This window comes from Pantoea sp. EABMAA-21, from assembly GCF_030053335.1.
GTDB lineage: Bacteria > Pseudomonadota > Gammaproteobacteria > Enterobacterales > Enterobacteriaceae > Pantoea > Pantoea communis.
Genome location: NZ_JASGBX010000007.1, coordinates 83,947 through 97,892, shown reverse-complemented (window position 1 = coordinate 97,892; position 13,946 = coordinate 83,947). Strand labels below are relative to the sequence as shown.

The window sequence follows — 13,946 nt, the reverse complement described above, 5'->3', positions numbered from 1 at the left end:
TGCGAAATAGACTTTAGCATCTCATGCTCGAATGTGCGACATTGTGTTAATTTATGATGACTTGGTGGGGTGCCAGATTCTTAATACATGATAATTCATTTTCAAAGGGTGGGAGCCCTGCACGAAGCCATGCGGCCTGGATGCAGGGTAGTGATAATTCTGCGGTCAATATCAGGCCTGCCGCTCGGGCCTTAACAGGTGACGAATACTGAATGAAAGCAGCAGCGCCATCAGCAGCAACGCAATGACAAAAACAAAACCGTGAGATAGCGAAGCGTGATGTGCGATATACCCGATTACGGCGGGGCCGGCAAGAACGCCAATGTAACCCAGCGTCGTGACAGCCGGAACCGCCACCATCTGAGGCATGCTGTCCTGTTTACCAATCTGCGAGAACATGACCGGAACGATATTCGCGCAGCCGATGCCGATAAGCAGATATCCGGAGAGCAGCAGCGGCAGCGGAGTGCTGTAAATGATTATCAGAAATCCCGCTACGGCCGCGGCTGCACCAGCTACCACGACCACAAGCGCGCCTGCCCGCTGAACGATGTAGTCTCCACCTAGCCTCCCTGCGGTCATGGCTGTGGCAAACGCCGCAAAACCGAGCCCGCCCAACGATGAAGAAATGCCCCGGCTGTCCACAAGATAAACTGCACTCCAGTCCAGTACAGTTCCCTCAGCCATAAAGATGATGAAGCAGATAAGCCCCAGTATCAGTACGGTTCCTTTAGGCACGGCAAAAGCCGGTCCTTCAGCAGGATTAGCGTAGGGGAGCAGCTTTCTGTAGCTGAGCAGAAAAATCATAAAGACCGCCGCCAGGATTAAAAGCGTGGAAGAAACGATACTGAGTCCCAGAGAGAGTAAGCCTGTCATGGCGCCGGCGCCGGCTATTCCTCCTGCGCTGTACATCCCATGAAAGCCTGACATCAACGGCCTGTCCGCGTTTTTTTCCACAAGGATTGCCTGGACGTTCATGGCGCAGTCGGTTACCCCGATGCCAATGCCAAAAATGAACAGGGCGACGCCTAGCAGCAGGGGCGTGCTTACAAAAGCCAGAAAAGGCAATGAAAGGATAATAACAGCAACGGCGGCGACTATGACCGCCCTGCAGCCAAAGCGGGATGTCAGCGCACCCGTTACCGGCATAGCCATCATCGCGCCAAAGCCAAGGCATAACAGTAATGTGCCCAGCACTCCCTCATCTACGCCGGTATTAAATCGTGCAAAGGGCACAATCACGGCCCAGGCAGCAGTCACAAGGCCTGCGATAAAAAATATCATCCGTGTCGCGAGTCTTTCGTTCATCTCTGGCTTTCCTTTATCGCCGGTTGTTAAGCAGCGTCAGCGTTTTTTCGTGCAGGACAGAATTTGCGCTGGCTAAAATGGCACCGCCGTTCTCTGCCCTTTTCCCGTCAAGCGTTGTGACAACCCCACCGGCCTGCTCAATAACCGGGATTAGCGGTACGATATCGTAAGGTTGAAGTGAATATTCAACGCAGATGTCGATATGGCCTGCAGCAAGCATCGCCATGGCATAGCATTCTCCCCCGTATCGGGTCATCAGCACTTGATCGCAGAGTTCACTAAAATTATTCCTTTCATACAGAGCTACCGACTCCGGAGAGGTTGTATGTACTATCGCCTGGTGAAGTTCACGCGTCTGGCGGGTTTTAATGACCTTTTTTCCGAAGCGCCCGGAGAACCATGACTGCTGTCCGTCAGACCAGAATCTGTCGCCAGTATAAGGCTGACTCATCATCCCCATAACGGCTCTGCCGTTTTCGAGTAAACCAATCAGGCAGCCCCATACAGGCAGGCCGCACAGAAATGGCCGCGTACCATCAATAGGGTCAATAACCCATTGCAGGTTACTCCTGCCGCTTTCACCAAATTCCTCGCCAAGTATGGCGTGCTCGGGGAAACGCTCCGAGATAATGTCCCTGAGAACTCGTTCAGTTTCGCGGTCAACGCTGGTGACAGGATCAAACCGAAAGCCGTCCTTGGGCTTGGTTTCAATATCAATGACATGGTTATTTAGATAACCCTCAAGGGTTCTTTTTTCAGCGGCGTCAGCAAGTTCGTGCAGGAAACTGGTCGCAGGAAGTTCAAGGCTCATTAGCAATTCCTCAGCATGAAATGAGGACTGATAATGATATATTATGCTCGATTATGCAATTTTATGATCGATCAAGATCGATTTGGCAAGCTTTCCTAACTGTCTTGTATGACGGTTAGTGTGTTAGTGCTGACCCTGACCCTGACCCTGACCCTGACCCTGACCCTGACCCTGACCCGAAATCCTGCTCCATTCAGAAACAGAATTCCGGCATGATAATGACTCCCCTGAGCGGAGGTTGTGCCGATGAAAAAGTCACGATTCACCGAAGAGCAGATTGTCTTTGCCCTGAAGCAGGCTGAGCTGGGTACGCCCGTACCGGAAGTCTGCTGCAAGCTGGGCATCTCCGATGCCACGTTCTACACCTGGCGAAAAAATTACGGCGGGATTCCTCCTTCAGAACTGAAGCATATGCGGTAGCTCGAGGAGGAAAACCTACGCCTGAAGAAGCTGGTTGCCGATCTGAGCCTCGACAAGGCCATGCTGCAGGACGTTCTGGCAAAAAAGAGCTGACGCTGGCACGCCTGCGCGAATGGGTCAGGGACTTGCAGACCCGCTACGGTGCCAGTGAAAGACAGGTCTGCTTCGCGCTTAAGATCAGCCGCAGTTCATACCGTTACCGCTCAGTTGCGGCTGACGACAGCGCACTGCGGCTGCGCATCAGGGAAATAACCGAAACCCGCGTCCACTATGGCTACCGCAGGGTTCACGTCATGCTGAAACGGGAAGGCTGGCGCGATAATCACAAGCGTATTTACCGGCTTTACCGCGAGCAGGGATTATCGCTGCGGCTGAAACGCCCCCGTCGCAATAAATCTGCGCTGAAACGTCAGCCACAGCCGCAGGGGCTGTATCCCAATCACGTATGGGGGATGGACTTTGTCTCCGATGCGCTGTTTGACGGTCGCCGGCTTCGCCTTCTGACGGTAATCGATCTCTACACGCGCGAATGTCTGGGGATCTGCGTAGGCCAGAACCTGCGCTCTTCAGAAGTGGCTGAAATGCTGAATATCATCGCGTTGAGACGTCCGTTACCACAGCTCCTGAAAACAGACAATGGCTCTGAATTTGCGGGAAAAATGCTGGATAAGTGGGTGTACGAACGTGATATCCGGATTGACTTCTCACGGCAAGGTACGCCCACGGATAATGCCACGGTGGAATCATTCAACGGCAGGTTGCGTCAGGAGTGCCTGAACGAGAACTGGTTTATGTCCATGGAGGATGCCCGGTGCAAAATCGAGGCCTGGCGCATACACTATAACCAGAGTCGTCCCCATTCTGCGCTGGGCTGGATGACCCCATTCGAATTCGCCGAAAAATCTGCCGGTTGCCAGAATAAGCAACCAACCTGAAGCCGGTTATTCCTGATTATGCATGGATCATATTCGGGGTCAGGGTCAACCCCCGTTAAGCTTCGCTGAACCGTATAAGAATGCATTTCGGGCCAGTGGGCGTGGGTCCGATGGTAAATAAAAGGTCAGGCAGTAAAACGTTGTTTGATTCAGGTATCTGCTGAATTTCCAATTTTCACGATCACTTCTTTATCCAAATTCTTTGAACTCCCAACCTTACTGCTCACTGGGTGCAATTTAAGATCCCATTCACGTCAATCGTCCGCACAGGAACTATTCTTCCGTCGTTTGTGATAGCAATAATTGGGTTTTGGGGCAGGAATGGGTGTGGGTGGGTAAAAATTGACACGAAGGTGATAATTATTATCATTTAACCAATTGTGAAAGGAGAGCACGTGAAAATCTACTGGACCCTTAAAAGCATTCCCGAACTGGCCGGCCTAACCCTGTGGGAGCGCGGAACAAGGTGGCGGAGCGCATATAAATCAGCTTTCCGTCACTGGCAGACTTGGGCGGGCCTCGCCATCTGTGGGGCCTTCGGCTACGTAGGATCGTATTTTTTTGGTATTGCCGGCATCGTAGTTTTGGCCGGGCTGGGCGGCTTTGTGTACGGTCAGATTGTGACACACGTCGTCCTGAAACATTATCGTCACCGGCTGCGCGGCGAAACCGGCTGATCTGGACTTTACGGCCTCCACGCATAACGGGCCCGCAAGCGATATGTCTCCGTTCAACGTGTCCCATTGAATTTATTGCGGAGTCAGCTCTCAGCCAGCCAACCGTGCTGGCACCCCGTAACGGGAAAATGAAGCCAGTGGCACGTCAGGAACGTAGTCGTCGTTCAGTTGCAGCCACGTTTTTTACGTCGCTTAAGCGCGCTGCGGTGATGAACCTGCCTGGGCTAAGTCCTTTGGTTAGCTGTGGAGTGAGCATGTAACTGACGTAAACAAACGCGGTTGATCTAGCAATTAAGGCATTGCTGGTTGAACGACTGATTCTGGCAAACCATATTCTTAGTCAAGCCCAAGGACAGCAGTGAGCGAAGAGCAGACTTGATTTTTATGTGAAGATTATGTTCCCCGTAGCTTCATATGCAACAAAGGATATGGCTTGCCCTGACCGTCAACTTCAGAACGACCAACAATTTCAAAACCACGTTTTTTATAAAAGCTAATAGCCTGAATATTCTGTTCGTTTACATCAAGTTCATCAGCACTCTGCTCGTTGGTAGCTTGCAGCAGAAGTCGTTTCCCGATGCCCTTACCGCGTTGATCTGCATCTACAAAGAGCATTTCAATACGATTTTCGCTTACCCCAGTAAAGCCCACGATCGAATGGTCACAGCTCAGGCGCGCGAGCGTAATAGTCAGGCCAGGCAGATAAGTATGCAGTATAAGGGGGCGTAGCGCCTGGATATCCTGCTCCTGTAAAAAATCATGCGTAGCACGTACGGATGATTCCCAGACCTTCAGTAAGATCGGGTAATCAATTGGGGTACCCACTTCCATATTTATCATGATCTTATAGTCCATAAATTGACATTGTATAGCCATGATAGCTGTGTGGAATTATTTGTCACCGTATGGCGTAAATTTGTTCGCTTTTGGCACGCAGCCGCCATTCCCACTAAAAACTTTTTTTTGCTCCCTCCTGCTCCTCTCAAACCTTTGTCTAACCACGAAGGGCACATTTCTTACCTTTCTGCTGGGATGTTATGGCGAACGGCACGGAAACCTGTCCGTTACTAACTTTATTAAAACAGGTCGTGAAGCATGCTTAACAGGCCGCTTAAGGTGAAACAAAGAAAATCTACTAATCCAATAAAGATAATAATAATAGAAATCAATCTCATTTGTATTTACTATGCTGGATTCAATTTGCCGATTTACCTGCGTTTATCCGCTCTCTTTTGAGGCGCATTGATAACAGGCCAGCTAAAAGCATAAACATTAAAATGATGAGGTATTTGCATGTCTTTCAAGAGGGTTGCGGGCCATCATGCCAGCGCCATACCGGGTGCGTCAGGGGTTAGTAAGACGTTTTGTTTTTCATTACTGACGCTTTGTATTGCGAATGCCGTCAGTATTAATGCTGCCAGCGCGGCAGACAGCGTTGCCGCACCGGTGAATACCAGCAAAGAACAGTCGCTGGTGGTCACCGCCGATACCAGCGATGGTACGGGTTCAGATCCGGCTCAGTCCTATACCGTTCCGGCTACGCGCGCCGGGACTAAACTGAACCTGACGCAGCGGGATATTCCGCAGTCGGTCAGCGTGCTCACCCAGCAGCGCATTAAAGACCAGAACCTTCAGAACGTGGGTGACGCTCTGGCGAATGTCACGGGCATCTCAGCATCACAGAATGACTCCGAACGCGTGGATTTCTACTCCCGTGGTTTCTACGTCAACAATTACACCTACGACGATATCCCTTCTACTCAGACAGGTGCCTGGAACTTCGGTGAAACCGACGGCGACTCTGCCATTTATGAGCGCATTGATGTGGTTCGCGGCTCAACGGGATTGATGACCGGTACGGGTAACCCGGGCGCGGCTATCAACATGATCCGCAAAAAGGCAGACAGCAAAACCTTCGCCGGTAATCTCTCCGCGAGCTACGGAAGCTGGGACAACCAGCGCTATGTTGCAGATCTGTCCGGGCCGCTGAATGACTCTGGCACGCTGCGCGGACGCGTGGTCACGGGATATCAGGATCAGGACAGTTGGGTTGACCGCTACCACAAGCGTAAGAAGTTCCTTTACGCCACCGTTGCGGCAGATATCACCGATAACACCACGCTGGATCTGGGATACGATTACCAATCTCGCGACACCGATGGCCCGACGTGGGGCGGTTTGCCAACCTGGTATAGCAACGGCAACCGCATTCAATACGACCGCAGCGCGAACCCGTCAGCTGACTGGACGCATTACAACATTCTGTCGCGTAAGGTGTTCGCCAACCTGACGACAAACTTCGACAACGGCTGGCAGGTCCGCGTTAATGGATCGCATACGGAGTCCGATTTTGACAGCAAGCTGCTTTACGTAACCGGCTATCCTGACCAGACCACCGGCATTCTGGACAGCAGCGGGTACGGCTTTGCGGGGTGGTACAAAGGCCTGCGCACCCAAACTGCGGTTGACGCCTATGCCAGCGGACCCTTTGAGCTATTCGGGCGTCAGCATCAGCTGGTTGCCGGGGTAGATTACAGCCGTCAGCGCAACCGCTATCTGTACTCTTCCTCAATTATGTCGCCTGCTCAACTCGGTGATCTGAACAGTTGGAACGGTGATGTGGCAGAACCAGACTGGCCAGCGTGGGCGCTATCGTCAGAAGATACCATCCGTCAGAAATCGGGCTATGCCGCGGCGCGATTCTCGTTAGCCGATCCGCTATCCCTGATCGTTGGCGCACGTTATACCCAGTACAGCGCGCACGGCACGTCGGCTGACATGGAGAAAAACAACCTCACGCCATACGGCGGTCTGGTTTATGACATCAACGAAAACTACTCTGCGTTTGCGAGCTATACCTCGATCTTCCAGCCGCAGACCTATCGTGATCAGCAGGGTAACTACCTGAAGCCCGTGACCGGTAAAGATTACGAAGCGGGGATCAAAGGGGACTGGGACAACAGCCGCATCACGGCGAGCCTTTCAGTGTTCCGCATTGAGCAGGACAACCTGGGTCAGATTCAGAGCAACACCTATGTGAACAACAGCAGCGAAAATGCTTACAGAGCATCTAAAGGCGTGGTTAGCCGCGGGGTTGATTTCGAAATCAACGGTGCGGTGACTGATAACCTTAAGGTGACATTTGGTGCCACGCGCTATGTGGCGAAGGACGCCGATGGCGATCGTACCAACCCTTACATGCCGCAGACCAGCCTGAAGCTCTTCACCAGCTATAACCTGCCGTTTATGCCTCTTCTTACTGTGGGTGGCGGTATTAACTGGCAGAACCGCACTTACAAGGAAGCAACCAATCCGTCAGGTGAAACCGAGCGCATTTATCAGGGAAGTTATCCGCTGGCGAACCTCTTTGCCCGTTATCAGGTGACGAAAGAGCTATCGGTACAGGGCAACATCAAAAACCTGTTCGATCGTGAATACAACACCAATCCGTCAGGCGGTGTGGCATTCAACGAGCCACGAAACTATTCGGTCAGCGTGAATTACAGCTTCTGATGTTTACTGGCCCCGCTAATGGGGGCCACTCATTTAACGAAGACTTTCAGCGCCCGAATAATCAGAACAGAGTCTAATTATTCGGGTGATGTGTCGCGACGAGATGTACGAAAGGAGAACAAAGCGCAACTCAACTGTAAATGAATGTCATTCTCAACTATGATTGCTTGCGACAAACATGATCCATTCCAACTGCAACAAGGGAGGCAGTCAGTGTTATTGGCAATCAGGTACGTCTTTGCATCTTGTCCGATTCGTATTTCCACACTTACCGCAATCATACTTCTCCAGGGATTAGTTCCGGCACTTAACGTGTTCATGACAGGGCAAATCATTAATACGCTCCACGCGCCACAAATCAGCGACAGTGCGCTTATGCTAAGTATTGGTGTTTGGTGTGTGTCCTTATTGGGCATGCAACTCATGGAGCCGCTGGTCAATCTTATCAGAGGAGATGTGACGGAAATTTCCACCCATTATTTCAGCGCCAATATTATGCAGCGTATGAATGAGTCCACCACGCTAAGCATCTTTGATAACAAAGAACGATATGAGCAGCTGGAATTTCTTAAAAACGAAGCGGCGTATCGTCCGCTGAACTTTATTATCTGCATTATTTACGCCTTCAGAGCGACCGTTATGGCCGCAAGTCTGTTGCTGGTATTGATTACTTATTCAGGTATCGGTGCTGCCATTTGTGCACTCTCCGCCATACCCATGATAATTATTAATATCCGCATACAGCGAAAATACCTCAAGGAGCTTTTTAAAAATTCCAAAGATGCCATTGCGATGCGCTATGCCTATGGCGTCAGTATGGATAAAAGTTTTCTGCAGGAAATCAGGTTGTATGGGTTGGGTCGCTATCTGTTAAAAAAATTTACGGACTCAGCCACCAACACCTACAAACGCATGCATCAACAGCGCCTGCGCGCACTGATTACGCCAGTTCCTGCAATGATACTTAGCCTGATGATGCTTTTCGCCGGGGTCTATCTTTTCCTGAGCAACCTGCGCAGCAGTGAGATCGCGGTAGGTGCGCTGGTTATGGTGTTCCAGTCGATTGTGATGATGAAGTCACACCTGGATGAGATAGCAAATTACGGCGGAAATTTAACCTCCATGAGCGGTTTTTTTAATCGCTACCACGCTTTCATGACGGATGAGATCGAGTCGGTAAAAAATGGCGAGGAGATGCTAGCCGGTAACAGCCCATTCTCAATCAATATCGATAATCTCAGTTTCCGTTATGAAGGCCGGGAGCAGAACGCGCTCAATAATGTCACTCTGAGAATATTACCCGGTGAAAAGGTCGCTATTCTCGGAGACAACGGTAGCGGTAAAACCACCCTTATCAAACTGATGTTACGCATGTATGCCTTTAACGAGGGATCGATATCCGTATCTGGGAAATCGATTGAATCGCTGGATATTGAGCAATACCGTACGCAAATTGCCACTGTATTTCAGGATTACGGTAAATATGAATTTTCAGTCGGGGAAAACATCGCACTTAGCCATTACGATGCGGAGACCCAGCATGCGAAACTTGAGGCGTTACTGAACACTGTCGAATTCCCTTATCCGCAGGACACCCGGCTGGGCAAGCAATTTGGTGGCGATGAGTTGTCGATTGGCCAGTGGCAGAGACTGGCGATAGCGCGTGCGCTCTACAGAAAAGCCAGCCTGTTTATATTCGATGAGTTCTCATCCTCACTTGATCCGGAAACAGAACACCGACTGTTTAATGAGATCCTTTCTCTAACCACCACGGTGATTGCTGTGACTCACCGACTGGGTAATATTAAAGAATTTGACAGAATCGTTGTCATGGCGGGAGGCAAAGTCATTGAAGACGGGACGTTTGAATCACTGATCAAAACTCAGGGTAAATTCTATGCCATGTGGCATGCCCAGTTTAAGTCGGTGATTGCGGAAGCTATTTAAGCCGCTATTTACTCTATAAGGCTACAGCTGTAGCCTTTGTCTGGTTCTGCGTTACGGGTCTCTTTTCGCCTGTAATATCAGGTCTGCAATTACTTCCAGGCGCAGATTTATCTCAAGGCATCAAACCTACCGTAACTGACTATCTTTGCTGCCACGGCGGTTATACCCGCTGTGGCTGGCTTCTTGTTTATCTAACGCAGTTTGGCACTTCACGCAGTAACGCACCCCAGGCAACGCGCTGCGACGCGCTTCGGGAATCGGTTCCCCGCACTCGTCGCAATACGCTGCACTTTCGCCGTGGTTGAGGTGACTCCTGGCGCGCGCAATCGCATCATCCACGGTCGCATCAATCTGCTTTTGCACTGCACCATCTTCAGACCAGCCGCCTGCCATAATCCCTCCAGATATTCATCGACTGGTCAAAGTATAGTTCAGTAGCTATCAGGCACGATCATGCTCTGCGGCACCGGGTGACGGGCATAATTTTCATGATGAATGCGGGAAGGTAATGAAATCTGCTCGCCATCTGCGGCTTCATACGGCACCTGTTGCAAGAGATGGGAAATACAGTTCAGACGCGCTTTCTTCTTATCAACGCCTTGCACCACCCACCATGGCGCCTCAGAAATGTTGGTGCGCTCCAGCATCATCTCTTTGGCGGCGGTGTAATCCTCCCAGCGGCGACGGCTTTCCAAATCCATCGGACTCAGCTTCCACTGCTTCAGCGGGTCATGGATGCGGCTGAGGAAACGCATTTCCTGCTCTTCATCGGTGATGGAGATCCAGTATTTCACGATCTGAATGCCGCTGCGCACCAGCATGCGTTCAAACTCTGGCGTGCTGTGGAAGAACTCTTCGTACTCCGCATCGCTGCAAAATCCCATCACCTTTTCGACGCCCGCGCGGTTGTACCAGCTGCGGTCGAACAACACGATCTCTCCCGCTGACGGCAGATGAGAGACGTAACGTTGAAAATACCACTGCGTGCGCTCACGTTCATTTGGTGCGGGCAGTGCCGCCACGCGGCAATAGCGCGGATTGAGTCGCTGCATGATGCGTTTAATCACGCCGCCTTTGCCTGCCGCGTCGCGGCCTTCAAAAATCACCACCAGTCGATGGCCGGTGCGAATCACCCAGTTTTGCAGCTTCACCAATTCGCCCTGAAGATGCAGTAACTCCATAAAATAGCGGCGACGCCACGCCATCTCCTGCGGATCGTTATTGGCCGCCAGACCAAAATCCGCTAACTCCATATCCAGCGATTCGTCATAGCTGTCATAGAATTCCTGTAAAAAGCGCGCATCAAACATATTGTTATTATTCATTTCGTGTGCAGACATCGTCTTATCCCTGTCGAAGCGAGCGTTACAGTGAAGTCATGATCCAGTAGAGGGCGGCAGAGAGCAGCGTGGCGGCAGGCAAGGTGAGCACCCAGGCCAAGACCATATTGCGCAGCGTACCGAACTATAAGCCGCTGCGATTGGCGGCCATGGTGCCCGCAATCCCCGAAGAGAGCACGTGTGTGGTGGAGACCGGAAGACCAAAGGCATCCGCTGCGCAAATGGTGCCCATCGCCACCATCTGCGCACTGATGCCTTGCGCATAGTTGAGCTGGCTTTTGCCGATCTTCTCACCCAGCGTGGTGACAATGCGACGCCAGCCCACCATGGTGCCTAATCCCAAAGCCAGTGCCACCGCGACTTTGACCCAGGTCGGGATAAATTGCGTTGCACCGTTCAGCGCGGTTTTCAGCGCCTGCAGATTTTGCTGGGTGGCAGACGGCAAAATCAGCGAGTGATCGGCTTGCAGACGTTTGATGGTTTCAGCTGCCAGATACATCTCATTACGCACGGCTTGTTTCTGCTCGGCCGGGATAGCCTGCAACGCGCCATATTGCTTCAGCGTGGCGCCGATGTTGCCACTGACCTGAGCCAGCGCGGCGATCACCGTCGTATCGCGTTGGCCGTGTCATGGAAACCATTGACGAACTCGAAACCCAATGCCGCTAACAAGGCAAACCCCAGGAGCATCAGCGGTAGCACACTGCTAAATGTGACCCCGGTTTGTTGGATATCACCGATTAATTGCGTTCCCGCAAAGAGAATGCCGGTGAGTAAAACCATGCCGAACAGGAAAAGCGGTTTCTTACTGTTTTTTGCAGGGAGTTGAATCGCGGAAGACAGCGGTGAAGCGGCAACATGTAAAGTCTGAGGCGTAACGTAATCACTCATTAGTGAAAATTTCCTATAGATCGCTAAAGCAGCATAAGCACAACGATATGTGCGGCTAACATATAGAAAATTTATGAAAGCTTTATGACGGAACTGTCAAAATTTAGTCATATAAATGAAATTTTTGAGATGCAATAAAATCGATATTTGTTTTTTTATCATTAAAAACAATAGGTTATTTGATTCTTTCGCAGCGGCGGATTCGCCAGTTTGAGTTTTATTTCTGCCATAAATTTGTCACATTTTGGTTTGACTGATTACTATAGATTACATTTACAGCAGGAGATCATTACCGTGCTAATGAGATCTAAGGTTGAAGACCCTGCGTTAATGTTGGCGTTAACTTATAGAACCAGACGACTATTTGTGGCGTCTTTTCAACTCATCAAACAACCATTCTTTGCTGATGGGGCCGGAACTTAACTTCTGAATCATGGCATTATCGGCATAATTAAGTAGCCATTCTCCGAGTTCCGCCATGCCCGCTTCATAAGAGCCGTGCACCTCAACAAACTTTTCCGACAAAATCAGTAGCTCCATGCGCAGCACGTTACTGCGGGTCATGAACTCCAGATAGCCTTCGCGATCGGTTTCATAATCGGGGATCTTCGACAGCACAATGACCTCTTCTTCCTGAATGGTGGCCTGCCAGTGTAAACCGCTCTGTCCTTTATGTGCAGAATAATCATGCTGAACAAGTGAATATTAAATTGTTGCGGTTCGCTTATCCGATAATTTTCTTAATCGCTTTAAGAGTATTGCGGGGCATTTAATATCAAGCCCATTCCTCCATAGCATAGCGGTTATGCGGCTGGACGTATTTCTGCCGGGTATGGGCCTGTTTATGCTTCTCCCATCATTCAATGAGAGAGCGACAAATGAACACACTATTTACGCCTATTACTGCCGGACAATTACGTCTTCAGCATCGTGTCGTGATGGCACCGACAACCCGTATGCGCAGTGAAAATGGCGGCGTGCCGGGTCAGTTGATGGTTGAGTATTATCGACAGCGCACCAGTCCCGGTGGGTTGCTGATTGCGGAAGCCACCGCGATTTCGCCCCATGCGAATGCCTATGCCGATGCGCCGGGCATTTTCAATGACGCTCAACAGGCGGGATGGAAGCAGGTGGTTGATGCGGTGCATAAGCAGGGCGGTCAGATAGTGCTGCAATTGTGGCACCCAGGGCGTCAGTCATTGCCAGAACTGTCAGAAGGTTACCAGCCGGTTGCACCTTCGGCTTTGACTGCGCGAGAGACCTACGGCGTGGGCAAGAATGCCGATGGTATTTATGAAGGAAAGTTGTTCCCTGAACCACGTGAATTGCAAGAAGAAGAAATTCCACAACTTATTGAAGCGTATCGACAGGCTGCGATAAGGGCAAAGTCGGCGGATTTTGACGGAGTTGAGCTGCATGCTGCTAACGGGTACTTACCTGAACAATTTCTGCTGGATGGCAGCAATAAACGTCAGGACAGCTGGGGTGGAAGCCTGGCTAATCGGGCGCGCTTTTTACTGGAGGTGGTGGCAGCTCTGACGGAAGTGTATGGACCGGGACGGGTTAGCGTCCGAATTTCTCCAAGTGGCATTTATGGTGATATGCATGATAGTGACCCGGCAGCGACGTTCAGCTATTTGGCCGACAAGCTCAATGATATGGCGCTGGCGTACCTGCACATTATTGAGCCGCGCATTGTCGGACCGGAAGACAGGGAAGGCGGGCATTATGAGGAACCGGTAGCCAGCCGACATCTGCGCGAGTTTTACCATGGCCCCCTTATCGCGGCGGGAGGCTTTAAACCTGAGGCGGGGGAGAAAATGCTCGAAGCGGGTGAGGCAGACTTGATCGCATTTGGTCGTTTGTTTACCTCGAATCCCGATTTACCTGCAAGGATCCAACATGGCTATCCGTTAGCTCACTATCAGCGTGACGCATTTTTCGGTGGAGATGCTAAAGGCTATACGGATTTTCCTGCCTATGCGCAGTAGCAAGGCGAGTTAATCTTTATAAGAGCGGCCGTCTGGCCGCTTTTGCCTCGATCAATAAACGCTCGCCTCAATCACCTTTCTCCAGGCTCTAAAACCACTATCAAGCCAGTGCG

Annotated in this window: 11 protein-coding genes and 2 pseudogenes; 5 read left to right on the top strand and 8 right to left on the bottom strand. The window is 50.9% G+C overall.

Going from position 1 to position 13,946, the window contains the following annotated elements; genetic code table 11:
• Window positions 1–171 precede the first annotated feature (171 nt).
• Both QMZ65_RS12405 and hisN read right to left on the bottom strand, forming a co-directional pair.
• On the bottom strand, window positions 172–1,308 hold the full coding sequence (locus QMZ65_RS12405) for an MFS transporter (RefSeq protein WP_160833194.1): 1,137 nt from the start codon (window positions 1,306–1,308) through the stop codon (window positions 172–174).
• Between the two features lie 13 nt (window positions 1,309–1,321).
• Complete coding sequence (gene hisN / locus QMZ65_RS12400; protein ID WP_160833195.1) at window positions 1,322–2,119, bottom strand: histidinol-phosphatase; 798 nt, start codon at window positions 2,117–2,119, stop codon at window positions 1,322–1,324.
• A gap of 246 nt (window positions 2,120–2,365) precedes the next feature.
• Here hisN and QMZ65_RS12395 point away from each other — a divergent pair.
• Together QMZ65_RS12395 and QMZ65_RS12390 are read left to right on the top strand one after the other, a co-directional pair.
• A pseudogene (locus tag QMZ65_RS12395) lies at window positions 2,366–3,474 on the top strand (IS3 family transposase).
• 395 nt (window positions 3,475–3,869) lie between these two features.
• Window positions 3,870–4,151: a hypothetical protein gene (locus tag QMZ65_RS12390; RefSeq protein WP_283216073.1), complete on the top strand. Its 282-nt coding sequence runs from the start codon at window positions 3,870–3,872 to the stop codon at window positions 4,149–4,151.
• A 393-nt stretch (window positions 4,152–4,544) separates the two neighbouring features.
• On the opposite strand, the gene QMZ65_RS12385 is transcribed toward QMZ65_RS12390, so the two are convergent.
• Window positions 4,545–4,988 (bottom strand): GNAT family N-acetyltransferase, encoded by a 444-nt coding sequence (locus tag QMZ65_RS12385; RefSeq protein WP_370523042.1) that lies wholly within the window; start codon window positions 4,986–4,988, stop codon window positions 4,545–4,547.
• 456 nt (window positions 4,989–5,444) lie between these two features.
• Here QMZ65_RS12385 and fhuE point away from each other — a divergent pair, with 456 nt between their 5' ends.
• Both fhuE and QMZ65_RS12375 read left to right on the top strand, forming a co-directional pair.
• On the top strand, window positions 5,445–7,664 hold the full coding sequence (gene fhuE / locus QMZ65_RS12380; RefSeq protein ID WP_283216072.1) for a ferric-rhodotorulic acid/ferric-coprogen receptor FhuE: 2,220 nt from the start codon (window positions 5,445–5,447) through the stop codon (window positions 7,662–7,664).
• Window positions 7,665–7,877: 213 nt separating this feature from the next.
• Entirely contained in the window at window positions 7,878–9,611 is a 1,734-nt protein-coding gene (locus QMZ65_RS12375; protein WP_283216071.1) for an ABC transporter ATP-binding protein, read from the top strand.
• Between the two features lie 126 nt (window positions 9,612–9,737).
• Here the strand turns inward: QMZ65_RS12375 and QMZ65_RS12370 are convergent, their stop codons facing one another.
• From QMZ65_RS12370 to QMZ65_RS12350, 5 genes and pseudogenes are all read right to left on the bottom strand, one after another.
• On the bottom strand, window positions 9,738–10,004 hold the full coding sequence (locus tag QMZ65_RS12370) for a DksA/TraR family C4-type zinc finger protein (RefSeq protein WP_097117722.1): 267 nt from the start codon (window positions 10,002–10,004) through the stop codon (window positions 9,738–9,740).
• Window positions 10,005–10,042: 38 nt separating this feature from the next.
• The gene (gene ppk2, locus QMZ65_RS12365; RefSeq protein ID WP_283216070.1) at window positions 10,043–10,951 is read right to left on the bottom strand and encodes a polyphosphate kinase 2; all 909 of its coding nucleotides are present in this window, start codon (window positions 10,949–10,951) and stop codon (window positions 10,043–10,045) included.
• A 25-nt stretch (window positions 10,952–10,976) separates the two neighbouring features.
• Window positions 10,977–11,558, bottom strand: a pseudogene (locus tag QMZ65_RS12360) (inorganic phosphate transporter); the annotation flags it as partial.
• Window positions 11,555–11,842 carry a hypothetical protein gene (locus tag QMZ65_RS12355; RefSeq protein WP_283216068.1) on the bottom strand — a complete coding sequence of 96 codons (288 nt, stop codon included), beginning with the start codon at window positions 11,840–11,842 and terminating at the stop codon, window positions 11,555–11,557. The pseudogene QMZ65_RS12360 and the gene QMZ65_RS12355, both read right to left, overlap by 4 nt.
• 360 nt (window positions 11,843–12,202) lie before the next feature.
• Entirely contained in the window at window positions 12,203–12,460 is a 258-nt protein-coding gene (locus QMZ65_RS12350) for a hypothetical protein (protein ID WP_283216067.1), read from the bottom strand.
• Between the two features lie 260 nt (window positions 12,461–12,720).
• Between QMZ65_RS12350 and QMZ65_RS12345 the strand changes: the two genes are divergently transcribed.
• The gene (locus QMZ65_RS12345; RefSeq protein ID WP_283216066.1) at window positions 12,721–13,833 is read left to right on the top strand and encodes an alkene reductase; all 1,113 of its coding nucleotides are present in this window, start codon (window positions 12,721–12,723) and stop codon (window positions 13,831–13,833) included.
• Window positions 13,834–13,946: the final 113 nt, after the last annotated feature.